Annotated in this window: 19 protein-coding genes; 6 read left to right on the top strand and 13 right to left on the bottom strand. The window is 70.7% G+C overall.

The window, feature by feature from the left end; all coding sequences use genetic code 11:
- Nucleotides 1-18 precede the first annotated feature (18 nt).
- Nucleotides 19-2,910: a type I DNA topoisomerase gene (gene topA / locus OG494_RS40125; RefSeq protein ID WP_328447753.1), complete on the bottom strand. Its 2,892-nt coding sequence runs from the start codon at nt 2,908-2,910 to the stop codon at nt 19-21.
- A 310-nt stretch (nt 2,911-3,220) separates the two neighbouring features.
- Between topA and OG494_RS40120 the strand changes: the two genes are divergently transcribed.
- Nucleotides 3,221-4,027: a S1 family peptidase gene (locus OG494_RS40120; RefSeq protein WP_328447752.1), complete on the top strand. Its 807-nt coding sequence runs from the start codon at nt 3,221-3,223 to the stop codon at nt 4,025-4,027.
- A gap of 18 nt (nt 4,028-4,045) precedes the next feature.
- Here the strand turns inward: OG494_RS40120 and OG494_RS40115 are convergent, their stop codons facing one another.
- The 3 genes from OG494_RS40115 to OG494_RS40105 all read right to left on the bottom strand — a co-directional run bounded on the left by OG494_RS40115 (nt 4,046) and on the right by OG494_RS40105 (nt 7,790).
- Nucleotides 4,046-4,699, bottom strand: a complete 654-nt coding sequence (locus OG494_RS40115; protein WP_328447751.1) for a hypothetical protein — start codon at nt 4,697-4,699, stop codon at nt 4,046-4,048.
- A gap of 51 nt (nt 4,700-4,750) precedes the next feature.
- The gene (locus OG494_RS40110) at nt 4,751-5,341 is read right to left on the bottom strand and encodes a hypothetical protein (protein ID WP_328447749.1); all 591 of its coding nucleotides are present in this window, start codon (nt 5,339-5,341) and stop codon (nt 4,751-4,753) included.
- A 154-nt stretch (nt 5,342-5,495) separates the two neighbouring features.
- On the bottom strand, nt 5,496-7,790 hold the full coding sequence (locus OG494_RS40105) for a sodium-translocating pyrophosphatase (protein WP_328447748.1): 2,295 nt from the start codon (nt 7,788-7,790) through the stop codon (nt 5,496-5,498).
- Nucleotides 7,791-8,139: 349 nt separating this feature from the next.
- Between OG494_RS40105 and OG494_RS40100 the strand changes: the two genes are divergently transcribed.
- Nucleotides 8,140-11,064 carry a DEAD/DEAH box helicase gene (locus OG494_RS40100; RefSeq protein ID WP_328459170.1) on the top strand — a complete coding sequence of 975 codons (2,925 nt, stop codon included), beginning with the start codon at nt 8,140-8,142 and terminating at the stop codon, nt 11,062-11,064.
- A gap of 85 nt (nt 11,065-11,149) precedes the next feature.
- Here OG494_RS40100 and OG494_RS40095 read toward each other — a convergent pair whose 3' ends face one another.
- The 9 genes from OG494_RS40095 to ssd form a co-directional block, all read right to left on the bottom strand.
- Nucleotides 11,150-11,767, bottom strand: a complete 618-nt coding sequence (locus OG494_RS40095) for a bifunctional DNA primase/polymerase (protein ID WP_328447747.1) — start codon at nt 11,765-11,767, stop codon at nt 11,150-11,152.
- Nucleotides 11,768-13,017: 1,250 nt separating this feature from the next.
- Nucleotides 13,018-13,389 (bottom strand): Rv3654c family TadE-like protein, encoded by a 372-nt coding sequence (locus OG494_RS40090; protein WP_328447746.1) that lies wholly within the window; start codon nt 13,387-13,389, stop codon nt 13,018-13,020.
- Between the two features lie 88 nt (nt 13,390-13,477).
- Nucleotides 13,478-13,828, bottom strand: coding sequence for a TadE family type IV pilus minor pilin (locus tag OG494_RS40085; RefSeq protein ID WP_328447745.1), 351 nt, complete (start codon nt 13,826-13,828; stop codon nt 13,478-13,480).
- A complete protein-coding gene (locus tag OG494_RS40080) occupies nt 13,825-14,001 on the bottom strand; it encodes a DUF4244 domain-containing protein (protein ID WP_328447744.1) in 177 nt (58 codons plus the stop codon). The genes OG494_RS40085 and OG494_RS40080 overlap by 4 nt, the downstream gene beginning before the upstream one ends.
- 27 nt (nt 14,002-14,028) lie before the next feature.
- On the bottom strand, nt 14,029-14,754 hold the full coding sequence (locus OG494_RS40075; protein WP_328447742.1) for a type II secretion system F family protein: 726 nt from the start codon (nt 14,752-14,754) through the stop codon (nt 14,029-14,031).
- Nucleotides 14,751-15,518, bottom strand: coding sequence for a type II secretion system F family protein (locus OG494_RS40070; RefSeq protein ID WP_328447740.1), 768 nt, complete (start codon nt 15,516-15,518; stop codon nt 14,751-14,753). The genes OG494_RS40075 and OG494_RS40070 overlap by 4 nt, the downstream gene beginning before the upstream one ends.
- A gap of 46 nt (nt 15,519-15,564) precedes the next feature.
- Nucleotides 15,565-16,716 (bottom strand): TadA family conjugal transfer-associated ATPase, encoded by a 1,152-nt coding sequence (locus tag OG494_RS40065; RefSeq protein WP_328447739.1) that lies wholly within the window; start codon nt 16,714-16,716, stop codon nt 15,565-15,567.
- A gap of 93 nt (nt 16,717-16,809) precedes the next feature.
- Complete coding sequence (locus OG494_RS40060) at nt 16,810-16,995, bottom strand: hypothetical protein (RefSeq protein ID WP_328447738.1); 186 nt, start codon at nt 16,993-16,995, stop codon at nt 16,810-16,812.
- Nucleotides 16,992-18,065, bottom strand: coding sequence for a septum site-determining protein Ssd (gene ssd, locus OG494_RS40055; RefSeq protein ID WP_328447737.1), 1,074 nt, complete (start codon nt 18,063-18,065; stop codon nt 16,992-16,994). The genes OG494_RS40060 and ssd overlap by 4 nt, the downstream gene beginning before the upstream one ends.
- A 535-nt stretch (nt 18,066-18,600) precedes the next feature.
- Between ssd and OG494_RS40050 the strand changes: the two genes are divergently transcribed.
- The 4 genes from OG494_RS40050 (at nt 18,601) to OG494_RS40035 (ending at nt 24,949) form a co-directional block, all read left to right on the top strand.
- A complete protein-coding gene (locus OG494_RS40050; RefSeq protein WP_328447735.1) occupies nt 18,601-19,431 on the top strand; it encodes an HAD family hydrolase in 831 nt (276 codons plus the stop codon).
- 708 nt (nt 19,432-20,139) lie between these two features.
- On the top strand, nt 20,140-21,897 hold the full coding sequence (locus OG494_RS40045) for a glycoside hydrolase family 3 protein (protein WP_328459169.1): 1,758 nt from the start codon (nt 20,140-20,142) through the stop codon (nt 21,895-21,897).
- Nucleotides 21,894-23,171 (top strand): exo-beta-N-acetylmuramidase NamZ family protein, encoded by a 1,278-nt coding sequence (locus OG494_RS40040; RefSeq protein WP_328447733.1) that lies wholly within the window; start codon nt 21,894-21,896, stop codon nt 23,169-23,171. The genes OG494_RS40045 and OG494_RS40040 overlap by 4 nt, the downstream gene beginning before the upstream one ends.
- 47 nt (nt 23,172-23,218) lie before the next feature.
- Complete coding sequence (locus OG494_RS40035) at nt 23,219-24,949, top strand: serine hydrolase (protein WP_328459168.1); 1,731 nt, start codon at nt 23,219-23,221, stop codon at nt 24,947-24,949.
- Nucleotides 24,950-25,096 lie beyond the last annotated feature (147 nt).

The raw sequence follows: 25,096 nt of genomic DNA, 5'->3' as shown, positions 1-25,096 counted from the left end.
ACGGACTTCCTGAGAGCGCTACTTCGCCTTGGTGGCCGTGGTGCGCTTCGGGGCGGTCTTCGTCGCGGTGGACTTCGTGGCCGCGGCCTTGGCGGTCTTGCTCGTGCCCGCCTTGACCGTCTTCGCCGTCGTCGACGCGGGCTTGCGCGCCGGCGCCTTCCGCTTCGGCGCCGGCCCCTTCGCCCGCTTCTCCGCCAGCAGCTCGGACGCCCGTTCGGCGGTGAGCTCGTCGATCTCGTCGCCCTTGCGCAGCGTCGCGTTGTACTCGCCGTCGGTCACGTACGGGCCGAACCGGCCGTCCTTGACCACCATCGGCTTCTTCGACACCGGGTCTTCGCCGAGCTCCTTGAGCGGCGGCTTCGCCGTGGCGGACCGGCCGCGCTGCTTCGGCTCCGCGTAGATCTTCAGCGCCTCCTCGACGGTGATCGAGAACAGCTGGTCCTCGGTCGCGAGCGAGCGCGAGTCCGTGCCCTTCTTCAGGTACGGCCCGTAACGTCCGTTCTGCGCCGTGATCTCGTCGCCGGACTCCGGGTCCTTGCCGACGACGCGCGGCAGCGAAAGCAGCTTCAGCGCGTCTTCGAGGGTCACCGTCTCGATGTCCATCGACTTGAACAACGAGCCCGTACGCGGCTTCGGCTGCTTCGCCTTCGCGGCCTTCTTCTGCGCGGCCGTCGCGGTCTCGGGCAGCGGCTCGGGCTCCGGCAGCACCTCGGTCACGTACGGCCCGAAGCGGCCTTCCTTCGCGACGATGTCGTGCCCGCTCACCGGGTCGGCGCCCAGTGAGCGACCCTCCTGCGGAGTCGCGAACAGCTTCTCCGCGAGCTCCAGGGACAGCTCGTCCGGGGGCAGGTCCTCGGGCAGGTTCGCCCGCTGCGAGTTCCCGTCGACCTCGCGCTCCAGGTACGGCCCGTAGCGGCCGACGCGGACCACGACCTTGTGTCCTTCGGAATCGTTGAACAGCGGGATCGAGTTGATCTCCCGCGCGTCAATGTCCTCGACACTGCCCTCGACCAGCTTCTTCAGCCCGCCGAGACGGCCGATCGAACCGTCGACGCCCATGTCGCCGCCGAAGTAGAACTTCGACAGCCACTGCCCGCGCTGCTCGTCACCGTTGGCGATGCGGTCGAGCTCGTCCTCCATGCCGGCGGTGAAGTCGTAGTCGACCAGCCGCTCGAAGTGCCGTTCCATCAGGCCAATCACGGCGAACGCGACCCACGAGGGAACGAGCGCGGAGCCCTTCTTCCAGACGTAGCCGCGGTCCTGGATGGTCTTGATGATCGACGCGTACGTCGACGGGCGGCCGATGCCCAGCTCTTCCAGCTTGCTGACCAGGCTCGGCTCGGAGTAGCGGGCCGGCGGCGACGTCGTGTGCCCGTCCGGGCTCAGCTCGGTCGCGGTGAGGTCCTGGTCCTTCTCGAGCACCGGCAGGCGGCTCTGCTTGTCGTCGGCTTCGCCGCCGGTCTCGGTGTCGACCGCTTCGACGTACGCCTTCAGGAAGCCCGCGAAGGTGATCGTGCGACCCGAAGCCGCGAAGGTGCATTCCTCGCCCGAGGTCGCGTTGCCGACGATGCGCACCGACATCGTGGTGCCCTTGGCGTCGGCCATCTGCGAGGCGATCGTGCGCTGCCAGATCATCTCGTAGAGGCGGTACTCGTCGGTGTCCAGCTCGCTCGCGACCTGGCCCGGCGTGCGGAAGACCTCGCCCGAGGGCCGGATCGCCTCGTGCGCTTCCTGCGCGTTCTTGACCTTGCGGGTGTACTGGCGCGGCGACGGCGAGACGTATTCCTTGCCGTACAGCTGCGTCGCCTGGCTGCGCGCCGCCGAGATCGCCGACTCCGACAGGGTCGTCGAGTCGGTACGCATATAAGTGATGTAACCGTTCTCGTACAGCTTCTGCGCGATCCGCATGGTGCGCTCCGAGGTGAACCGCATCTTGCGGCCCGCCTCCTGCTGCAGCGTCGAGGTCATGAACGGCGCGTACGGCTTCCGCGTGTACGGCTTTTCCTCGACGCTCGAGACCTTGAAGTCACGCTGCTTCAGCGCCTCGGCCAGGCGTCGCGCGTCGGCCTCGGCCAGCACGCGGATCTCGTTGTTCGACGCCTTGAGCTGCCCGTCCGAGCCGAAGTCGCGGCCGGTGGCCAGGCGCGCGCCGTCCACGGCGACGAGGCGGGCCGCGAAGTTCCGCGGCGAGGCCTCTTCGCCCGCGTCCATCGTCGCCGAGATGTCCCAGTACGACGCCGAGGTGAAGCGCATCCGCTCGCGCTCCCGCTCGACCACGATCCGGGTCGCCACGGACTGCACGCGGCCCGCCGAAAGCTTCGGCATGACCTTCTTCCACAGCACCGGCGAGACCTCGTAGCCGTACAGGCGGTCGAGGATGCGGCGGGTCTCCTGGGCGTCGACGAGGTCGGCGTCCAGCTCACGGGTGGAGTCGGCGGCCGCGAGGATGGCCTGCTCGGTGACCTCGTGGAAGACCATCCGGCGGACCGGGACCTTCGGCTTGAGCGTCTCGAGCAGGTGCCACGCGATGGCTTCGCCCTCGCGGTCGGGGTCCGTCGCGAGGTAGAGCTCGTCGACGTCCTTGAGCAGGCTCTTGAGTTCGGTGACCTTGGACTTCTTGTCCGGGGTCACCACGTAGAGGGCCTTGAAGCCGTTGTCGACGTCGACGCCGAGCCGTGCCCACGACTCGCCCTTGTACTGGGCGGGGACGTCAGCGGCTCCACGGGGCAGGTCGCGGATGTGCCCGACGGAGGACTCGACGACGTAACCGCCGCCGAGGTAGGGGGCGATCTTGCGGGCCTTGGTCGGTGACTCGACGATAACGAGCCGCCGGTGCCCGGCGCCGTTGTCCGCCCCGGCTCCGTTCTTCTTGGTCCGTGCTCCTGCCACGCTGTCCTGCTCTCCGCTCATCTCGTCCCGCCGCCGCGGGACTGCACCACGTCTGGACCCCTGACGGGGGGCCCGAGCCCGCGTCTCGACCTGTCAGTGTGCACGCCCTCCGAGCCCGGAGGGCGTGGAGGTGGCCCAACACGCCGCTGGGCCCGTGTCCACCGCATCGCCGCTGACCTCGGCGATGTTTCCTCTCTACACCGGGCACGTGATTTCGGCCACGTCCCGCGCAGCCTAGCGCGTGACCATCCGGATACCCTCCGTTCGACGGTGGTGGGCGCGGGGAGGTCAACGCTTCACTGGTTTCCCCGTCCAGCCGAAAGGATCCGCCATGACCCGACGCCTGCTCGGCGCCGTCCTCACCGCCGTGACCGCCACCGTATTACTGGGAGTCACTCCGGCGAACGCGGCCGCGGCGAACTTCGCCGGCACCGTGGCGCTGTCCAACTGCTCCGGCTCGGTGGTCAAGCCGGCCGCGACGCCGGACACCGCGCCCGCGCTCGTCATGTCCAACGGACACTGCCTGGAAAGCGGCTTCCCCGGCCCCGGCCAGGTCATCACCAACCAGGCGTCCAGCCGGACGTTCACGTTGCTCACGGCCAGCGGGAGCAACAAGGCCACGCTCCGGGCGAAGAAGATCGTCTACGGCACGATGACCGACACCGACGTGTCGCTCTACCAGCTCACCACCACCTACGCGCAGATCAAGTCGAGCTACGGCATCTCGCCGCTCGAGCTGTCGAACGCGCACCCCACCGCGGGCTCGGCGATCGACGTCGTCTCCGGTTACTGGAAGCGCGTCTACTCCTGCAACATCGACGGGTTCGTCTACCGGCTCAAGGAGGGCAGCTGGACCTGGAAGGACTCGATCCGCTACACCTCCGCGTGCCAGACGATCGGCGGCACCTCGGGCTCGCCGATCATCTCCGGCGGCAAGGTCGTCGGCGTCAACAACACCGGCAACGAAGACGGCCAGCGCTGCACGGAGAACAACCCGTGCGAGGTCGACCAGGCCGGCAACGTCACCGTGCACCACCTGACGAACTACGGCGAAGAGACCTACGGCATCCCGGCCTGCCTCACCGCGGCCAACGAAATCGCGCTCACCCAGGCCGGCTGCACCCTGCCCCGGCCCTGACGCGGCTGCCGCACCCGGTCAGGCCGTGCTCGTCACGGCCTCCGGGTGCGGGTTCGCCTCCGGCACCGCCGCCCCGGGCCACGCCGCTTCAGCACCCGGCGGTGGTTCGCCGATGAGCTCCAGCAACGCCTCCAACCGGCGTTTCCCGGTGACCTTCACGGCCGGGACCTCGGCCTTCGGGCCGGTCAGCCGCGCCAGGACGCCCAGCGGTGTCAGCGCCTCGACCAGCCGCTCGTGCATCCCGGGCGCCAGCGGGTCGACGGCCAGCAGATAGCCCTGGGTGCCGGGCCGCCCGCCGGCCAGCGCCCACATCCGCAGCATCGCGCCGCTCAGCCGGAAGCCGTCCGGCACCGCCTTGCCCGAGTCGTCCTCCACCGGCCCCGCGCAGCCCTCACGCAGCCATCTGAGCGCCATCGGGAGCAGGTCCACCCGGAACGACGTGCGGACCTGCGGGTTGCCGCAGTCGGCCTTGGAGACCTGGGCGTCCGCGCCGCGCTGCCGGAGCTCACGCGCGAGGATGTGCGCCCGCCACGGCTCCTCGACGACCACCGAAAGCCGCGCGGCGGTGCGCCCGAAACCGGTGATCTGGCCGTGGCAGCACAAAAGACCGGCCAGGTCGCCCAGGCCGGGCCCGCTGGCCTCCGCGGAGAAGAGCGAGATCGTCCGATCCACCGCGCCATATTAGAACACAAGTTCGATTCGTGGCGAGGGTCACGGGATCTTTCAGCCTGGCGGTTGGTCCAGCTGACGGCAGCTGGGTGCCCGCTCCTGGGCCGCCTCCAGGGCCGGGACGTCCTTGAGGCCCCTGAGGTAGTCGAGCGCGTCGATGCGGTCCAGCGTGGCCCTGGCCTCGCCGAGGGCCTCCTTGGTCGCCGACGCGTCGGCGTGGACCGCGTCGACGCGCCGGCGCGCGTTCTCGGCCTGCGTGCGGATCTCGGTGAACTGCCCGATGACGTCCTCACGGCCGCCGTCCGCGGCGGGCACCGGCGGCGCGCCGAGCGCGGTCAGCCCGGCGAGGCTCCGGTCGAGCCCGCCGACCACCGACGACAGCAGGTCACCGGCGGTCCGGGACGCCTGCTGCGGGGTGCTCGGATCGACGGCCGGGAGCGCGGCCAGCGTGCGGACCAGGCCGCTCACCGCGCCGCAGTAGGCGTCCGCCCATCTCGCCGCGGGATCGGCCTGCGGCACCACGGTCGTCACCGACAGACCCTGGTCCCGCGCCGGCGACTGCGTGGCGGCTTGCTGCCCGCAGCCGGCGAGGCCGATGGTGATCGTCGTGGTTAGGGCGGCGAAGACGGTTGACCGCGGCCGCACCTGAACACCTCCCGCTAGACGACGTCCCGGAGAGCCCGACGGTACCGACTCGGTGCCGCTTCGCAAGTCGCCGGCCCGGTGTGGGATGTCCCGACACGCCCCGGGCCCGGCACGCGACGCTGCGTGCCGGGCCCGGGAACGGGTACTGCGAGGGTCAGGCCTTGATCTCCGTCGGCGTGTCCGTGAGGACCGTCCCACGGCGCTTCGAGACCACGATCGCCGCGACGATCACGGCGACCGCGACCAGCGAGATGATGATGCGCACGGCCGTGTTCTGGTCCGGGCCGATCGAGAACTGCACGATGGCGGGCGCGATCAGCACGGAGACCAGGTTCATCACCTTGATCAGCGGGTTGATCGCCGGGCCGGCGGTGTCCTTGAACGGGTCACCCACGGTGTCACCGATGATGGTGGCCTCGTGCGCGGACGAGCCCTTGCCGCCGTGGTTGCCGTCCTCGACCAGCTTCTTCGCGTTGTCCCACGCGCCACCGGAGTTGGCGAGGAAGATCGCCATCAGGGTGCCGCACGCGATCGCGCCGGCCAGGTAGCCGGCGAGTGCGCCGGTGCCCAGGCCGAAGCCGACCGCGATCGGGGCGAAGACCGCCAGCAGACCCGGCGTCGTCAGCTCACGCAGCGAGTCGCGCGTGACGATGTCGACGACCCGGCCGTACTCGGGACGGGTGGTGCCCTCCATGATCCCGGGGATGTCGCGGAACTGGCGACGGACCTCGTAGACCACCGCGCCGGCGGCGCGGGAGACCGCGTTGACGGCGAGACCGGAGAACATGAACACCACGGCCGCGCCGACGATGACGCCGACGAGGGTGTTCGGGCTGACGATCGTGTTGACGAACGAGTTCGCCCCGGAGATCCCGTCGGCGACACCGGCGCCCATGCCGGCCAGCGTCTTCGCGATCGCATCCGAGTAGGAGCCGAACAGCGCCGTCGCCGCGAGCACCGCCGTGGCGATCGCGATGCCCTTGGTGATCGCCTTGGTGGTGTTGCCGACCGCGTCCAGCTCCGTGAGGATCTGCGCGGCCTTCTCGTCGACGTCGCCCGACATCTCGGCGATGCCCTGCGCGTTGTCCGAAACCGGGCCGAAGGTGTCCATCGCGACGATGACGCCGACGGTGGTCAGCAGGCCGGTACCGGCGAGCGCCACGGCGAACAGCGCGACGCCGCCGCCGAGCAGGTACGCGCCGAACACGGCCGCGCCGATCACCAGCGCGGTGTACACCGCGGACTCGAAACCGACCGAGATGCCGGAGAGGATGACGGTCGCGCCGCCGGTCTCCGACGTCTGCGCGACGTCCTTCACCGGCTTGTACTCGGTGCCGGTGTAGTACCCGGTCAGCTTCAGGATGACCGCGGCGAGCACGATGCCGATGATCACCGCGATGGTCGCGATGACCGCCGGGTTGCCCGCGTTTTCGAAGCCCGCACCGAAGTCGGAGAAGCTGCTCGGCAGGTACACGAACGCCGCGATCGCCGACAGCACCGCGGAAATGACCGCGGAGATGTAGAAGGAGCGGTTGATCGTGACGAGACCGGGCTCGCCGACGCGCGCCTTCGTGATGTAGACCCCGATCACCGCGGTGATCACGCCGATGGCCGGCACGATCAGCGGGAAGATCAGGCCGTGCACGCCGAAGGCGGTGCTGCCCAGGATCAGGGCGGCGACGAGCATGACGGCGTAGGACTCGAAGAGGTCCGCCGCCATGCCGGCGCAGTCACCCACGTTGTCACCGACGTTGTCCGCGATGGTCGCGGCGTTGCGGGGGTCGTCCTCCGGGATGCCCTGCTCGACCTTGCCGACCAGGTCCGCGCCGACGTCGGCGGCCTTGGTGAAGATGCCGCCGCCGACACGCATGAACATGGCGATCAGGGCGGCGCCGAAACCGAAGCCTTCGAGGACCTTGGGCGCCTGGCCGGTGTACACCAGCACGACGACCGCGGCACCGAACAGGCCGAGGCCGACGGTGATCATGCCGACCACACCACCGGTGCGGAAGGCCACGCGCATAGCGGTCTCGCGGCCGCCTTCCTCCCGCGACGCGGCGGCCACGCGCAGGTTCGCCTGCGTCGCCAGCCACATGCCGAGGTAACCGATCGCGAACGAGAAGCCGGCGCCGACCAGGAAGAAGAGCGAGCGGCCGATCTTCTCGTTCCAGTCGTCGGCGGGAAGTGCGAAGAGCAGGAGGAACACGATCGCGCCGAAAATGGCGAGAGTGTTCCGCTGCCGCTTGAGGTAAGCGGCCGCGCCTTCCTGCACCGCCTTGGCGATGTCCTGCATCTTGGCGGTGCCCTGGCCCGCGGCCAGCACCTCCTTGAGCAAGACGTAGCCGATGACGAGTGCGGCAAGCGCGACCACGGCGACTACACCGACGATCGTGTAGCCACCTCCGGAGAGCGTGATGTTGCCGCCCTCCGCGAGGAACTGCCGTGCCATTCGTCCTCCAGGAGACGTCGACATGCGCCAGCGTCGACGGCAGGCCGAGGTTCGACACGGCCGACGCTGGCTTGGACCCTGTACCGAGCGACACGCTAGCCGGGCAGCAACGCACGTCTCACATGACGCTCACCACAGAGGGTGTGGATTGCGGGAGTGTATTGGTACTGCAACCAGGCCCGACAAGCCGTCCCGGGGACGGTACAATCCGTTACCTTGTGAGCCTCCTCACTTGATCGATCACTCTGCCGCCGATCCGTTGGCCCTGCTGGGATGCGCCGGAACTGTCGGACCCCTGTGCCAAGCTCGGCGAGTGGACGAATCACGTGGGCGGCGGCTGCTGGGGCGGGTGACCGCGGGCATCCCGGCGCGCGAAGACCCGATCACGCACGTCGCGGACCTGCCGGGCCGGGCGGCGCGCTTCTCGGCGTGGCCGTCATGGGCGGTTCCGGCGGTCGTGAACGCGCTGCGTGACTGCGGCGTCCCGTCGCCGTGGGCGCACCAGGCGGAGGCGGCGTCGCACGCGTACGAAGGTCGTCATGTCGTGATTTCGACCGGCACGGCGTCCGGCAAGTCGCTCGCCTACCAGCTGCCGGTGCTGTCCCGGCTCGCCGCGGGCGAGAAGACGACGGCGCTGTACCTGTCGCCGACCAAGGCGCTGGGCGCGGACCAGCTGCGGTCGGTGTCCTCTTTGGACGTGCCCGGCGTCCGCGCGGCGGCGTTCGACGGGGACACGCCGATGGTCGAGCGTGACTGGGTGCGCGCGCACGCGAACTGGGTGTTCACCAACCCGGACATGCTGCACCGGGGAATCCTCTCGGCGCACGGCCGGTGGGCGCCGTTCTTCCGGCGGCTCGGCTGCGTGGTCGTCGACGAGTGCCACAGCTACCGCGGCGTCTTCGGCTCGCACGTGGCCCTGTTGCTGCGCCGGCTCCGGCGGGTGGCGGAGCACTACGGTGCTTCGCCGGTGTTCGTACTCGCGTCCGCGACAACGGCTTCGCCGGCTTCGTTCGCCTCGCGGCTCACCGGTGTTCCGTGCGTCGCCGTCACCGATGACGCTTCACCGCGCGGCGCAAGGACGGTGGCGTTGTGGGAGCCACCGCTGCTGGAGGAATTGACCGGGGAAAACGGCGCGCCGGTCCGGCGGTCGGCCGGCGCGGAGGCGTCCCGGATCCTCGCCGACCTGGTCGTCGAAGGCGCGCGATCGCTGGCCTTCATCCGCTCGCGCCGGGGCGCGGAACTGGCCGCGCTGGGTGCGCGTCGCATACTGTCCGAAGTGGACCCGCGCTTGGCGGTAACCGTTGCGGCGTATAGGTCTGGTTACTTGCCGGAGGAGCGCCGGGCCCTGGAGGCGGCGTTGCTGTCGGGCCGGTTGCTGGGCGTCGCGACGACCAACGCGCTGGAGCTGGGCGTCGACATCGCGGGGCTGGACGCGGTGGTGCTGGCCGGCTACCCGGGCACCCTCGCATCGTTCTGGCAGCAGGCCGGCCGGGCGGGCCGTTCGGGCGACTCGGCGCTGGTGGTGTTCGTCGCGCGCGACGACCCGCTGGACACGTACCTGGTGCACCACCCGGCGGCGTTGCTCGACAGGCCGGTGGAGTCGGCGGTGCTCGACCCGTCGAACCCGTATGTGCTGGCACCGCAGCTGGCGTGCGCGGTCGCCGAACTGCCGTTGACGGTGCCCGAACTGGAGATGTTCGGCGGCGCGGCAGCCCAGGAGGTGCTGGCCGAACTGGCGGAGCAGAAACTGCTGCGACGCCGATCGAGTGGCTGGTACTGGACGTCCCGGGATCGCCCGCACGCCGACGTCGGCATCCGCGGCACGGGCGGCGAGCAGATCGCGGTGGTCGAGTCGGACTCCGGCCGCATGCTGGGCACGGTCGACCCGGGCTCGGCGTGCTTCGCGGTGCACCCCGGCGCCGTTTATCTGCACCAGGGTTCGTCGTACGTCGTGGATGAGCTGGACTTGGATCAAGGCCTGGCGCTGGTGCACGCGGAGAACCCGGACTGGACGACGACCCCGCGCGAGATCGTGGACATCTCGGTGCTGAGCACCCAGGAGAAGCAGGACTTCGGCGGAGTGAGCGTGTGCCTGGGCGAGGTGGCGGTGACATCCCAGGTGGTGGGCTACCTGCGACGACGCCCATCGGGCGAGGTGCTGGACTCGACGCCGTTGGACCTGCCGGAGCAGAGCCTCCACACGCGGGCGGTCTGGTACACGATCTCGTCGCACCTGCTCGGCCCTGCCGAGCCACCGCGCGCGGGCGGGCGGGATTCGGGTGGCCGCAGGCCGGCTGGGCGGGATTCGAGCGACCACGCACCAGCCGATCGCGACTCGGGTGACCTCGGGCCGGTCGGGCGGAATTCGGTTGGCGGTGGCGCAGCCGACCTGGACTCAGGCGACCATGCAACGGCCGGTCGGGAATCGGCTGACAGTGGCGCGATCGCTCGGGATTCGGGCGACCGGGCGGCAGCCGTTCGAAGCCCGAGTGGGCGGAACTTGGCCGACCACCATGCGGTCAATCGCGAGACCATCGTCGGCGGCTTGGACTCCGGCATCCGGAACGTGGCCGGGCAGGACCCGAGCGAACGTGGCGTAGCCGATCGGGATTCGAGCCATCGCGACTCGGGCGGGCGAGACTCGACTGGCAGCGTCGTGACCGACCAAGGCTCGGGGGGCCGGGATTCGGTCAATCGCGAGACCGTCGCCGACGGCCGGCCGGTGGTGGCCGGGTCGGCTGGGGGCGTCCGCGGATCTGGGGCCGATGGCGAGGCGGGGACCGGGGGCCATCGGGTGGGGACCGAATCTGCGGGGACGGTGGGGACCGGGGAGGAGACCCTGGCGAACGGTCGGGGGCCCGTTCACGAGGGTGGCAGGACACCGGGGGGTGCCGGATTGATTCCGGCACGGGTCCCCGGTGCCCTGCATGCCGCCGAGCACGCGGCGATCGGCCTGCTACCGCTTTTTGCTACGTGCGACCGATGGGACATCGGCGGGGTGAGTACCGCGTGGCACGAAGACACCGGGGAGGCAACGGTGTTCGTGCACGACGGCCATCCCGGGGGTGCGGGATTTGCCGAGCGCGGTTATGCCGCGATTGTCCCGTGGCTGGTCGCAACGCGGGAGGCGATCGTCTCCTGCGAGTGCCCGACGGGATGCCCGTCCTGCGTTCAGTCGCCGAAGTGCGGGAACGGCAACGAACCGCTGGACAAGGCGGGGGCGGTGGCGGTTCTGGGAACCGTGCTCGGGGCATTGCGTCAACACAGCGCCTAGAACAGCCACACAGTGGTCCATGGAGTTGTGTCCTGCTCCGCCTCGGCCGGGCTGGGACCGGCCAGGGGCGGTGGTTCGGGGTGACTCAGGCCGCGGTGGTCTGAACCAGCAGCGCCGCGTCGGCGCCGGCCAGGGCACGGACGAGAACGTCGTGCACCTCGGTGGCGTCCGGCAGCTGCCAGCCACACACCTCGGGCTTGACGCGCCAGTGCACAACACCGTGCTGGAACGGCGAGGGAGGCAACGGGATCCAGCTGTCCTTGCCGTGCCACTGGATCGTGGCACGGGAGGCGAGCTCGGCTGGGACGTGGTCGGCGACGGTGGTGAGGAACAGCCAGCGGCCGTTCGGCAGCGCGATGATCGGCGCGGGGTGGCCGAGGGCGCGGAGGAGGCGGCAGGCACGCTTGCCGAGTTCGTCGTCGACCTCGATGGCGTCGAGCACGGTGCCGGTCGCGACGAGCAGGCTGTGGGTGCGGTCCGAGAACCAGGTGGCGACCTCGTGGGCGTGGGTGCCGATCTGCTCGCGCCAGTTGTCGCTGGCCGGGACGGGACGGCGCCAGGTCAGGTCGTCACCGTCGGTGAGCGGCGCGGGGTTGGCGCCCGGCAGCACCGGCCAGCCACGCCAAGCGAGACCGATCGCCTCCGCCCGCAGTTCGATGCGGAAGGCGCCGCGCCAGCTGTCCGGCCAATTCGCGTCCAACATGTCTTTCCTGCCTGTGAGGTCTGGTTCGTCGCGACCCCCCGAGACCCTGCCGTGGTGTCGCACGTCTCACTTAACGGCAAGTTGCACATTGCCCGGAACCCCCACGCGACAACCGGTGGTTACGGGGCGATGAGCGCCCGGTAGTCCCTACCGCCGGACCGAACGGACAAGCAGGCGTTCGACGGTGAACGGCAGGCAAACAAGGACCGCTCGTCGCGAAGAACCCCAGGATCGACGCCCGCCAGGGGGCCCGCAGGGGCCGAGAGTCACCATCATCGGCCCAGGTGGACGGGGGTTTTGACCGCTCGCCGTGCGCTGATGACCGCTGCGCGTGACCAACCGCCGCTCATCGCGCGGCCCGGCGGAGGAGCCGGTCACCCCCGCATACCGACCGGTCGGCGTCCGCCGGTCGACCGCACCGGCGGGTCAGGCCGCTGGACGGCGAGCTGTGATTCCGGCTGGCAAGTTGCGGGCACGGCAGGCCTCGGCGGTCGACGCCTTGGTGAACGGCCATTCGCTCAGACCACTGAGCGGTAGCCGGGCGTTGTTCTTGGCCACCGCGAGTGACCTGGGCTCGGCCTCTGGATCCAGCGGCCCGGGCGGTGTCCAGGCACCGTTCACGGCAGGTGGAGCTCGGAGGGCGCCTCACGTTCGGAGGCCCAGCGGAGACCGGCCCACGCAGCAGCTCGTGGCAGAGGGTTTGTCCGGCTCTCTCGGTGGAGCAGCTAGACCGCGGCCAGCCGCCACAGCTAATCACCGTAGAGGCAGAGCCAGGCTTCTCGATCGAGCCCGACCGCCGCCCGTTTTTGCAGGTTTCCACGGCAGAGCGGCAAGGCCCCAGCCTCTCGACGGAGCCCGATAACCGCCAGCCGCCGCAGCTACCCGCAGCAGAGAGGCAAGGCCAGGCCAGGCCTCTCTACCGAGCCCGACCGCCGCCAACCGCCGCAGTTAATCGCGGCGGAGAGGCAAGGCGAAGGCTCTCGATCTTGCTCGACAACCGTCAGCCACCGCAGATATCCGTGGCAGAGCCGCAAGGCCTCGCGGCTCGACCGAGCCCAACCGCTGCCAGCCGCCGCAGTTGATCGCGGTCGAGAGACAGGGCGAAGCCTCTCGACCGAGCCTGATCGCTGCCAGCCGCCGCAGTATTCGTGGCAGGCTGGCTAGGCCAGACCTCGCGGTCAAGTGCTCGCCACCGCGATCCGCCGCCTTTCGGCTCGTTTCCGCTCATGGGCCCGCCGGTTCGCCGGTGGTCACCGTGGTTGGCCGGTGGGGCCTGCTCGGGCGTGGGCGGACGGGCCGGGTAGGCCGGGGAACGTCGAACTTGGGGCTTCGACCTCTATCAGGGCGTCCAGGCGTTGCCAGCGGCAGGTCAGGAGCGTGACTCCCATGCGGTCGGTGACCCACCGGGCGCTGTCGCAGGCCCGGTCCGGGCCCTCCGACGCGTGTGATGCCGCGGCGAGGGCGCCCAGGTCGGCGGCCGATTCCACGTGGTGCCGGGCGATGACCACCGTGCCCAGCCAGAAGCTGAGCACGGCCACTCCTGTCACGGCCGCGACTGCCATGGCCGTCCAGATGGTGGCCACCCCACTGTCCGCTTCCGTGGCTGGACCGGTCTGCCGCATCCAGGAGGCCGTCGGCTGGCTGCCGACGAGCGTTCGTCCGGTGGATGGCGCATCTGCTCGTTTGCCTGGCGTCCGGGGGCGGCGCTGGTCAGCGGGCTGCATCGGTGCCTGGCTCGGCCAGGGCGTAGGCCGTGGCCTTCAGGTCGATCGCCGGGAGGAGGCCGCCGGCTGGGCGGGCTGCCACTCTGACCGTGATCTCTTCGCCCGTGTGCTGGACGTCGAGGGTCGCTCCTGCCGGGGCGATCTGGTGGACCGCCTCCTCGGCCTGGGCGGGTTGGCCCCGGGCCAGGAGGCGCGCTGCCTCACGGGCGGCGTCTGTGCAGCTCAGCTGGGCCGTCAAGAGCGTCAGGGCGCCCAGCAGCAACACCGTCACCACCGTGAGGCCGGCCAAGCCGAGCGCCGCTTCGACCGTGACCGAGCCGTCGTCGCGGCGGGTCATGACGGGACCGACAAGGCCTTCATGACCAGGCTCGTCAGCCAGGAGACGACCGAGTCGCCGGTGAGCAGGGTGTAGAGGACAGCCGCGAAAGCCGCTACGGCGACCGTGACGATGGCGTATTCGACCGTCGTGGAGCCGTCGTCGGCGGCAGGACGTCGATGGGGTGTGCTCATGAGGGGGGTTCCTTTCGGTGGTCGTGGTCAGAAGAGGGGGCCGAGACGGGCGGCCAGGCTGAGGACGACCGGCAGCACGCCGAGGCAGAAGAAGGCGGGCAGGAAACACAGACCCACCGGCAGGGCGAGCGCTACTCCGGCCCGTTCGGCGCGTTCCTCGGCCTCGGTGGCCAGCTCCTCGCGGAACCGCTCGGCGAGGTCGCCGGCGGCCGTGGCGAACGCGGCGCCCGAACGGGACGTGCGGATCGCCGCGACCGCCAGTTCGTTGAGGCCGGGGACCGCCTGCACCGACGCCCAGGCCTCGCCGGCCTCCGAGCCGAGAGCGAGCAGGGCCGCGGTCGATCGCAGGGCCGCGGCTGTCTCGGCGGGTGCGGCGCCGGACACCGCGTCGAGCGCCGTCGGCACCGGGAGGCCCGCCCTCAGGCAGGCGGCCAGGAGATCGAGTGTGCCCGCCAGCCGGAGTCTGGTGGCGATGTCGGCCGTGGGCGCGGCTGGTCGCCGGGAACGGCGGATCGCCCACCAGCCGGCCGCGGTCACGATCGCACCTATGACGATCCCGGCCAGACCGCCGATGAGCACCGCCAGCGAGACGCCGCCCAGCGTCGTCGCGATGTGCGGGACCGCGCCGGGCCACTTGCGCGCGGGCTCGGGGGTCCGGCCGGCCGTCAGCCAGGCGAACCGCCGGGCCACGGCGGCGTCGCCCGGCCAGATGACGACCGCGCCGGCGAAGAGCAGTAGAGCCGCCGCGTTCATCGGAGCCGCACTCGGCCGGTCAGGGCGCGGCACCAAGCCGTTCCCACCCAGAGCAGGACACTGCCGACGACCAGTAAAAGCTGCCCCGGTGTGCTTTCGACCAACACCGACAGCGGTGACGCGCCCATCGTCTGCCCGAGGAGCACGCACAGCACCGGGAGGCCGGTGAGCACCGCGGCACTCGAGCGCGGCCCGGCCAGTTTCGCGCGCATCCGGCGGGCGTACGCCAAGCCGGCTTCGGCGTCGCGGCGGGCGGCGTCCAGGACGTCGGCCATCGGCAGGCCGTAGCGCCTGCCCAAGGTCCACGCCGTGGCCAGTTCCGGGACCGCCGGCGCTTGTAGCTCGCCGTCCAGGCGGGCCGCGGCGGCCAAGGCGCGCAAGTCCGCCGAAACCGCGGGGACGACGTCGGCGGCCGCCTCCGCCGCGGTCATCGGGTGGGCTCCGGCGCGCAACTCGGCGACCATCGTCCGCAACGCGGTCGCCGTGTGCGAGGCCATCGCGAGGTCCCGGTTCGCGCGGCGGTGGGCTTGCCATTCCTGGCGCCACGCCAGCGTCAGCACACCGGCGGCGACGGCGCCGCCGACTCCCGCGAGCAGCCCGGCGAGCGCGGCGGGGAGCAGCCAGCGCACGATCCGCCACAACTCGGGCGGCCGGACGCGGGACTGTGTCGCAGCGTGTTCCACCACGGTTTGCAGCCGGTCGGGCGCCGCGGGCCAGCACGCCAGAGCCGCACCGACGCACAGCGGGAACCACGCGGTGATCATCGCACACTCCTTCGGCCGCGCGGAAAACGTTGTCCAGCAAAGAGAATCAGCACCCGAGCGCTCCCGACGTCACGAAGAGGTGGCGGTCGACCGTCCAGCGGCCCGCGCGCCACACCGGCACCACTCGCGCGCGTCCGCGCTCGCCGCGGAGCACGCCGACCTCGGCGAGACGGCGTTGGCCGCCTGGTTCGCGTCGCATGTGGAGCACGACGCGGATCGCCGCGACGAGCTGGCTGTGCACGGCGTCGCGGCCCACGCCGCCGAGCGCGGCCAGCGCCTCGATGCGCGCGGGCACTTCGGCCGGGGAGTTGGCGTGAAGGGTGCAGGCGCCGCCGTCGTGGCCGGTGTTCAACGCCGTGAGCAGGGCGCCGACCTCGGCGCCGCGGACCTCGCCGAGGACCAGCCGGTCAGGACGCATGCGCAGCGCCTCCCGCACCAGCTCGGGCAGGCCGACCGCACCCACACCCTCCACATTGGCCGGTCGGGCGACGAGGCCGACGAACTGCGGGTGCGCGGGCTGCAGCTCGCCGGCGTCCTCGACGCAGACGATCCGCTCGCCCGGGTCGACCGCGCCGAGCAGCGCGGCCAGCAGGGTGGTCTTGCCCGCGCCGGTGCCCCCGGTGACGAGGAAGGCCATCCGCCGCGCGACGACCTGCTGCAGCAGTTTCGCGCCGCTCGCGTCGAACGCGCCGAGCTCTTGCAGGGCTGCGAGGTCGTGCGTTGCCGGACGGAGGACGCGCAGCGACAGGCAGGTGCCGTTCGCGGCGACCGGCGGGAGGACGGCGTGCACGCGGATGCGGCCGTGCGGGCCGGATCCGGGGAGCCAGCCGTCCACATAGGGCTGCGCGTCGTCGAGGCGCCGGCCGGCCGCCAGGGCGAGGCGCTGGGCCAGGCGGCGGACGGATTCTTCGCCTTCGAAGCGGATTTCGGCGCGGGTGAGGCCGTGCGGGCCGTCCGTCCAGACCTCGTCGGGGCCGGTGACGAGCACATCGGTGGTCGACGGGTCGTCGAGGAGCGGGGCCAGCGGGCCGGCGCCGACGAACTCGTCGCGGGCCTGGCGGGCGGCGTCGAGCACCGCGTCGTGGCCGAGGGCGCCGCCCGCCTCGGCTCGGACGGCGGTGGCGACGGCGACCGGATCGGCCTGGCGGCGATCGCCGGCGAGGCGGTTGCGGACGCGGTCCACGAAGTCGGTCGTCATGGGTTCACCGCTTTGCTCGGAGACGGACTGCCGTCGGTGAACACCGTCGGCGTTGGGGAAACGGAGCGCGGGGCCGGTCCGCGAGGGCCGTCGTCATGGGTTCGCCGCCTTGGGCTGGGAAGAAATGAGTGGCCGGGTGCTCGACGGCGAGCGCGGCCCGGGCGGGAACAGCTCCAGGAACTGCCTGGCGCTCGCCGTGTTGCGGCCGGCCAGGGTGAGGATCGTGGGGAGCAGCAGTTCGCCTACCCGGATCGGGGGCGTCGGCGGGTGCGGCGTCACCGGGTCGCCGCCCGGACTTCGCGGCGGGCCACCGACAGGACGTCCGCTGCCGCGGCGGACAAGGGCCCGGCCTGTTTGGCCGGGAACTCGCCACGCTCCACGGCGGCCGGCAAGCCTCGCTCCGGGGGCATCGACGCCAGCAGGGGCGGGCCGAGCAAGCCTGCCGTCCGGTCGGGTGAGACCCCGGAGCGGGACCGTCCACACGCGACCACGCCGACACGGGCCGTCAGCTCCGACAGCCGGCGCAGCACCTGCTTCGCCGCCATGCACGCGCGGAACTCCACGGGGACCAGGAGCACCACGAGGTCGGCCACCGTGGCCGCTTCCGCTGCCGCGTCGCCGAGGGTGCGCGGGAGGTCGCAGACCACCGTGCGGCCCGCGCGGCGGCCCGCGGAGAGGACCGCCGACAGGGACTCCACCGCCGGGCCCTCGCCTTCGCGACCGCACGCCAGCACCGGCAGGCTGCCGCCGCGGTGACGTCGCTGGGGCAGCGCTGCGGCCAGCGCCGGTACCGACACCCGGCCGCTCAACCGGACTTCGGACCAGCGCGGGCCGGGCGTCTTCTCCAAGCCGAGCAACAGATCCAGTCCGCCGCCCAGCGGGTCGCAGTCCACGAGCAGAGCGCCACCGGGATCGCGGTCGGCCGCCAGCGCGAGCGTCGCGGCGAAGACGGACGCGCCCGCGCCGCCGCGGCCGCCGACCACGCCGAGCACCAGCCCGGCTTCGTCGGCCGGCGTCTCGACGACGTCCGCGAACGCCCCCGCGAGCTCGGTCTCCTCCTCCGGCAACGAGATCACGCGCTCGACGCCGACGCGGAACGCGTGCTCCCACGTCCTCGGTTCCGGGGCGCCCTTGCAGACCAGGAGGATCCCGGCGCGCCGAGGCAGCGAGGGTGGCAGCAGTGCCGTTTCCTCGTCGAGGACCACCAGCGGCGCCCGGGCCCACTGCCCGCCGGCCGCGGTCAGGTCCGGGGCTCGGTCGAGCTCGCAGCCCGCCACCGCGGCCACGCGCAGAATCTCGTCGAGCACGGTTTCGTCCGTGGCGACCACGAGCGGTCGTTCCCCCGCCATGTGTTCCTCCCCCGTCGTCGGTGCGGGCCTCGGATGGCCCGGGTTCCACCGTCGCGGCGGAGGGTGCGGGGGCACAACGGGGCGAGACGCGGCCTGTGGACAACCGGGGTGATGTGGACAACTGCCGCGGGGAAACGGCTCGCGCGCCGATTCTGTCGGTGGGGCGTGACAAGATCGCGGCGCACGCGTGCGGAGATTTCCGGACCGGCGCGAGGCGCGACAGAACTGTCCGGCGATTCGGAACCCGGGCTCGCGCAAGGCAAGCGGAAGGTTAAGAAGGCGGCCCCCGCCAGGGGGGAGGGACGGGGGCCGCCAAGGGTTCAGCCCCGGGGGGTCGGACTGAACCGGCCCGGTTGGACACCGGGCTCCCTCACTGTAACTCCGCCGGACGCCGGATCGCCCGCCGGGCGATGCGCACAGTTCGGTAACGGCATCGCGCGTCGAAAGTCCCTTCCTGTCATGGATTTTCCGGCGACACGACGCACGTGTGGTGGATCAACGGGACGCGTCGCGATCAAGCTCTTATCCTGGACACGTGGCCGAACCGATCAGCGCGCCGACGCGCATCCGGAACCCGGGCCCGGAGCACGCGGTGGCCGCGTTCTTCGACCTGGACAAGACGATCATCGCTTCGTCGAGCGCACTGGCGTTCAGCAAACCATTGCTGAAGGAGGGACTGATCAACCGTCGCGCCGCGTTGCGCAGTGCCTACGCGCAGCTGGTGTTCTCGCTCGCGGGCGCCGACGAGAACAAGACCGAGCGGATGCGCGCGGAGGTCTCCGCGCTGTGCACCGGCTGGGACGTCGCGCAGGTTTCAGCGATCGTGCGGGAAACCCTGCACGACGTCGTCGACCCGCTCGTGTACGCGGAGGCGACCGAGCTGATCGCGCAGCACCGCGAAGACGGCCACGACGTCATCGTGCTCTCGGCGACCGGCGAAGAGGTCGTCGCACCCGTGGCGGAAATGCTCGGGGCGACCCGGAGCGTGGCGACGCGGATGCAGATAGTCGACGGCCGCTATTCCGGCGAAGTCGACTTCTATTGCTACGGCGCCAACAAAGCCGTCGCCGCGAAACAGCTCGCCGCGACCCACGGCTACGACCTCGCCGAGTGTTTCGCCTACACCGACTCGAGCACCGACATCCCGCTCCTCGAGGTCGTCGGGCACCCGCACGCGGTCAACCCGGACAAGCTGCTGCGGCGGGAGGCGCTCGACCGCGGCTGGCCGATCCTGGCCTTCGACCGGCCCATGTCGCTGCGCAGCCGGATCCCGACCCGGTCGGCCGGCATGGTGGCCCTGGGTGTCGGCGCGATGGCCGCCGGGGCGACCTGGTACGGCCTCAGCCGTCGCCGTCGGTCCCGCTGAGCGCACCTCCACCACCCACACGGCCGTACGGCGTCCGCTTTGCTTGGCCCAGCCCCGAATTGTCCGTCGCTGAGGGTGCCCGTGTCACCCGATCCAGCCTCTGTACCGGTGCACCCATCCGCGCACTTGAAGTGACCGGGCTCACGGCGTAGAAAGAAGGTGCGGACGTTCGGTCGGCCAGGGAACAGGTAGAAGAGAAGCCTGTTCCACCCCGGCGAATCTCCGTGCGCGGACTCCGGGTACCCACGCGCAGCGCGCCGCGGGAGGCTCGTCGTCTAGGGACTGCGTAGTGGGACGCCACACGCCGAGTCCATGTAGGTACGACCAGAGTTGCACGCTTGGTCGCCCGAGATGTTCGCGCTTTGCAGGCGGCGCCCGTTGGCCTTTGGCCACGGGCGCCGCCTCGTCATGTGGGTACCCCGGTCCGGAGCCGCCGCGAGCAGGCTGGGCCGTTCGGGTCTCCCCTCCCACCGGTCCGTTCGGGTGAGCTGCATCTTGCGAGCGGCGAATTTCCTACCGATCCGGGTACTAACTCGACCGTTGCTGCGGTCGGTCGATGGACATCGAAGGATTCGGTGAGTAGCTTCCCGATATTGGCGCCTCTGAGTGGACTTCTCACGTCGCACCGGGCGCCCGCAACTTTCTGGGAGGCTGGTCGTGACGACCCGAAATCGGAGGTTCCATGCGCTCGCGCTGCCCGTCGCGGGGTTGCTCGCCCTCACCGGTGTGGGTGTCGCGACCGCGGCGAGCGCACCGGCGGTGAGCGCGGACGCGCAGGCGGACGCCGCGGCGACGCAGGCGCTGCGTGGCCTGACGCTCGAGCAGAAGGTCGGGCAGCTGTTCGTCACCTGGGTGAACGGCAAGTCCGCGGACGAGGTCAACCCGAAGAACCAGACCGACTTCGGTGTCGACACCCCGGCGCAAGTGATCCAGAAGTACCACCTGGGCGGCGTCATCTACTTCAACAACGACAGCCGCGACAACTTCGACGACCCCGTCCAGGTCGCGAAGCTGTCCAACGGCCTCCAGAAGGCCGCCGTCTCGAGCGGGGCGCACATCCCGCTGCAGGTCGGCGCCGACCAGGAGGGTGGCACGGTCACCCGGATGGGCGCGCCCGCCACGGAGTTCCCGAACTCGATGGCCATCTCGGCCGGCCGCGACACGAGCCGGGCGACGAAGGCCGCGACGATCCTCGGGCACGAGCTGCGCGCGGTCGGCATCAACCAGGACTTCGCGCCCGATTCGGACGTCAACTCGAACCCGGCGAACCCGGTCATCGGCGTCCGCTCCTTCGCCGGGCAGCCCGGGCTGGCGAGCCAGTTCGTCACGGCCGAGGTGAAGGGCTACCAGAACTCGGACTTCCCGACGAAGACCGTCGCGGCGACGGCCAAGCACTTCCCCGGCCACGGTGACGCGGCCACCGACAGCCACACCGGCCTGCCCCGGATCGACCGGACCGAGCAGCAGTGGCGTGACATCGACGTGCCGCCGTTCAAGGCCGCGATCGCGGCGGGCATCGACTCGATCATGAGCGCGCACATCCAGTTCCCGAGCCTCGACCCGTCGCTCGAGCCGGCGACGCTGTCGCAGCCGATCATCACCGGCAAACTGCGCAAGGAACTCGGTTACAACGGCGTCGTCATCACCGACTCACTGGAAATGCAGGGTGTGCGGGAAATGCACAGCGACGCCGAGATCCCGGTGCTCGCGCTGAAGGCGGGGATCGACCAGCTGCTCATGCCGGTGCACCTGGACGTCGCGATCAACGCGGTGCTCAACGCCGTGAAGACCGGCGACCTGTCGATGCAGCGGATCGACCAGAGCGTGCTGCGCGTGCTGAAGCTGAAGTTCAAGCGCGGCATCCTGTTCTCGCCGTTCGTCGACGCGAACCGGGTGATGAAGACCGTCGGCACGCCGGCCAACCTCAAGACCGCGCAGGACATCGCCGACCGCGGTATCACAGCCATCGCCAACGACGCCGGCGTCCTGCCGCTCAAGCAGAAGCCCACGACGGCGCTCGTGACCGGCTGGGGCGTCTCCACGACGGCGACGCTCGCCCAGAAGCTCACCGCTCACGGCACGGCGGCGACCGCGTACCAGACCGGGCAGGCCCCGACCGACGCCCAGATCGCGCAGGCCGCGGCGAACGCCAAGAACGTCGACCTCGTGGTCGTGCTGACCAACAACATCGGCGGCTTCCCCCTGCAGACCAAGCTGCTCCAGGCCCTGCAGGCCACCGGCAAGCCGGTCGTCGCCGTCGCCGCCCAGATCCCGTACGACGCGGGCTACGCGAACGCCGTGCCGACCTGGCTGGCGACCTACGGCTACATCAACCCGACGCTGGAGGCGCTGACCAAGGTCATCCTCGGCGAGGCGAAGCCGGTCGGGAAGCTGCCGGTCGACATCCCGGCGGGCGCCGACCTGCAGACCGTCAAGTACCCGTTCGGCCACGGGCTCACCTGGTGAACCTGAACCGGCGCCACTTCCTCGGCGCGAGTGCGAGCGCCCTCGCGATCCCGGCGCTCGGGGGCGGTTCCCCAGCGGCCGGGGCGCAGCCGGAGCCGGCCGAGGCGCAGAGCCACGGCCGGCTGCTGACCGGCGCGGAGCAACTGGCCGCACAGGGCTGGCAGGCCTTCAAGGGCCGCAAGCTCGGCGTGCTGTCGAACCCGACCGGCGTGCTGCTGAACGGGGACCACATCGTCGACTCGATGGTCGCGGCCGGCGTCAAGCCGGTCGCGGCCTTCGGGCCCGAACACGGCTTCCGCGGCAGCGCGCAGGCCGGCGGTTCCGAGGGCGACTACACGGACCCACGCACCGGCGTGCCCGTGTACGACGCGTACGGCGCCGACGCGGCGAAGCTCGCTTCGCTGTTCACCAAGGCGGCCATCGACACCCTCGTGTTCGACATCGCGGATGTCGGCGCGCGCTTCTACACCTACATCTGGTCGCTCTACACGGCGATGGTGGCCGCGGCCAAGACCGGCGTCGCCGTCGTCGTCCTGGACCGCCCGAACCCGATCGGCGGCCGGCTCGCCGGGCCGGTGCTCGACCCGAAGTTCGCCTCCGGGATCGGGAAGAAGCCGATCGCCCAGCAGCACGGCATGACCGTCGGCGAACTCGCGCGCTACTTCGCCGCGGAGTTCCTGCCGGGTGAAGGCGTCCAGCTCGCGAAGCTCGACGTCGTCCAGGTACGCGGCTGGCAGCGTGACGTCCAGTTCGCGCAGACCGGGCTGAACTGGGTGCTGCCGAGCCCGAACATGCCGACGCCGGACAGCGCGCTCGTCTACCCCGGCACCGGCATGTTCGAAGGCACGGTGTTCTCCGAGGGCCGCGGGACGACCCGGCCGTTCGAGATCATCGGCGCGCCCGGGCTCGACTGGCGCTGGCGCGAGAAGCTCGAAGAGCTCCACTTGCCCGGTGCGAAGTTCCGGGAGATCTACTTCGTGCCGACGTTCGGCAAGTTCGTCAACGAGACCTGCGGCGGCGTCCAGGTGAGCGTCAGCGATCCGCGGGCGTTCGACGCGATCCGGACGGCGGTCGCCATGCTCGTCACGGCCAAGGCGCTGCACCCGGACAAGTTCGCTTGGCGTCCCGACAACTACATCGACAAGCTCTCCGGGTCCGACCGGCTCCGGACGATGGTCGACGCCGGTGCCGGCGTCGACGAGGTCACCGGCGCCTGGCGGGCCGAGCTGGCCGAGTTCGACCGCAGACGTCGTCGTCACCTGCTCTACCGCTGAGAGGAAGAGTCGTGCGTGCTAGGAAGGTCCTCGCCGCGGCCACCGGAGTGCTGGTCGCGCTGACCACGTTGACCTCGGGAGCCAGTGCCATCGCCACCCCCGCCGGACGCCACGATGACGCCGGCCGGTTCGACCGGCCGCAGCAGGGCTTCGCGCCGTCGTGGACGACCTTGCGCGACGGGCCGCCGAAGGACGTCAACCTCGACCCGGCGCCGATCAAGTCGGCCGAGGACTTCCTGGCGAGCTGGACGAAGCCGGACGCCACCGGGCACCCGCACTTCTCCGGCGCGGTCGGGCTGCTCGCGCACGACGGCGTCGTCGTCGACCGGTACGCGGTCGGGGGCGCGCTGCGGTACGCCGACGCCGCGGGCACCGAACTGCCCGCCGACCAGCAGGTCCCGATGCGGAACGACACCATCTTCGACATGGCGTCGATCTCCAAGCTGTTCACCTCGATCGCCGTGCTGCAGCTCATCGAACGCGGGCAGCTCACCGTCGACACCCCGGTGAGCCGCTTCTTCCCGGAGTTCGCGACCGGCGACAAGGCCGCCATCACGATCAAGATGCTGCTCACGCACGTCTCCGGGTTCGACGCCGACCCGATCCCGTCGCTGTGGGCCGGCTACCCGGACATCCCGTCGCGCCGGCAGGCCGTGCTCGACAGCCCGCTAAAGAACAAGCCGGGCACGACGTACCTCTACTCCGACATCAACCTGCTCACCCTCGGCTTCATCGTCGAGAAGCTGACCGGGCAGACGCTCGACAAGGTCGTGCACGACCGCATCACCGCGCCGCTGGGCATGACCGACACCGGGTACAACCCGCCCGCGTCGAAGCTGAACCGGATCGCCGCGACGGAGTTCGAGGCGAACCCGCCGCGCGGGATGGTGCGCGGCAGCGTGCACGACGAGAACGCGTGGTCGCTCGGCGGTGTCGCCGGGCACGCCGGGGTGTTCAGCACGGCGGGTGACATGGCCGTGCTGGCCCAGACGATCCTCAACGGCGGCAGTTACCGCGGGCACCGGGTGCTGAGCCCGGACACCGTGCGTCTGATGCTCACCAACTACAACCAGCAGTTCCCGGACGACTCGCACGGCCTCGGCTTCGAGCTCGACCAGCCTTGGTACATGGGCGCGCTGGCCTCGCCGGTCACCGCCGGGCACACCGGTTTCACCGGAACGACGCTGGTCATCGACCCGGAGTCGCGCTCGTTCGCGATCTTGCTGACGAACCGCGTGCACCCGAGCCGCAACTGGGGCTCGATCAACACCGCCCGCCAGGTGTGGGCGACGTCGCTGGCACGGGCGATGGCCGTGAAGCCGGCCGCCGGGAAGGACGCCTGGACGAGCACGCTGGGTAACAATGCGGTCGCCACGCTGAGTACGCGGCCCATTACTACGCAAAGTGATCAAGCACGCGTGTCCTTCTACGCCTTCGTGGACACCGAGGGAAGCACCGATCCACTACAGCTGCAGACCAGCACCGACGGGGTGAACTGGCAACCGATCGTCCTATCGGTATCCGGGCCGGGTGCACCGTCCGGAGATGTGACGTCGCTCTCCGGACACGGGCACCGTGCCTGGTGGAAGGTGACGGCCACGCTGCCCCAGGCCGCCGCGGTCAGCCTCAGGTGGCGTTACGGCACCGATCCGAACTACACCGGCCGCGGAGTTTCGGTCGACGGTGTGAAAGTCACCGAACGCGGCCGATCACTCCTCGACGGTGAGCGGGAATCGTCTGCTTTCACCGCTGAAGGTTTCCAGTTGAGCGCACGGTGACCGTTCGGTCGCCGAACGCCGACATCCGGGTACCGCTGAGCGGTACCAAGCCGTTTGCGTCGCGACACTAAGTTGCCAAGTCGTTAGCTTGACCTCGTTAACAAGGTCGACCCTGTTGGCGACTTTCTGGTCAACGATTAATCGCAA

Source organism: Amycolatopsis sp. NBC_00438, from assembly GCF_036026695.1.
GTDB lineage: Bacteria > Actinomycetota > Actinomycetes > Mycobacteriales > Pseudonocardiaceae > Amycolatopsis.
Note: the sequence above shows the minus strand (reverse complement) of the source record. Positions and strands in the feature narration are given on the sequence as shown.

Bases quoted from the DNA above. Each gene is read 5' to 3' on its own strand.
- ssd (WP_328447737.1), bottom strand. From the start codon at position 18,065: ATGGCGGGGGAACGACCGCTCGTGGTCGCCACGGACGAAACCGTGCTC.
- OG494_RS40120 (WP_328447752.1), top strand. From the start codon at position 3,221: ATGACCCGACGCCTGCTCGGCGCCGTCCTCACCGCCGTGACCGCCACC.
- OG494_RS40080 (WP_328447744.1), bottom strand. From the start codon at position 14,001: ATGAGCACACCCCATCGACGTCCTGCCGCCGACGACGGCTCCACGACG.
- OG494_RS40095 (WP_328447747.1), bottom strand. From the start codon at position 11,767: ATGTTGGACGCGAATTGGCCGGACAGCTGGCGCGGCGCCTTCCGCATC.
- OG494_RS40105 (WP_328447748.1), bottom strand. From the start codon at position 7,790: ATGGCACGGCAGTTCCTCGCGGAGGGCGGCAACATCACGCTCTCCGGA.
- OG494_RS40090 (WP_328447746.1), bottom strand. From the start codon at position 13,389: ATGCGGCAGACCGGTCCAGCCACGGAAGCGGACAGTGGGGTGGCCACC.
- OG494_RS40075 (WP_328447742.1), bottom strand. From the start codon at position 14,754: ATGAACGCGGCGGCTCTACTGCTCTTCGCCGGCGCGGTCGTCATCTGG.
- topA (WP_328447753.1), bottom strand. From the start codon at position 2,910: ATGAGCGGAGAGCAGGACAGCGTGGCAGGAGCACGGACCAAGAAGAAC.
- OG494_RS40085 (WP_328447745.1), bottom strand. From the start codon at position 13,828: ATGACCCGCCGCGACGACGGCTCGGTCACGGTCGAAGCGGCGCTCGGC.
- OG494_RS40070 (WP_328447740.1), bottom strand. From the start codon at position 15,518: ATGATCACCGCGTGGTTCCCGCTGTGCGTCGGTGCGGCTCTGGCGTGC.
- OG494_RS40065 (WP_328447739.1), bottom strand. From the start codon at position 16,716: ATGACGACCGACTTCGTGGACCGCGTCCGCAACCGCCTCGCCGGCGAT.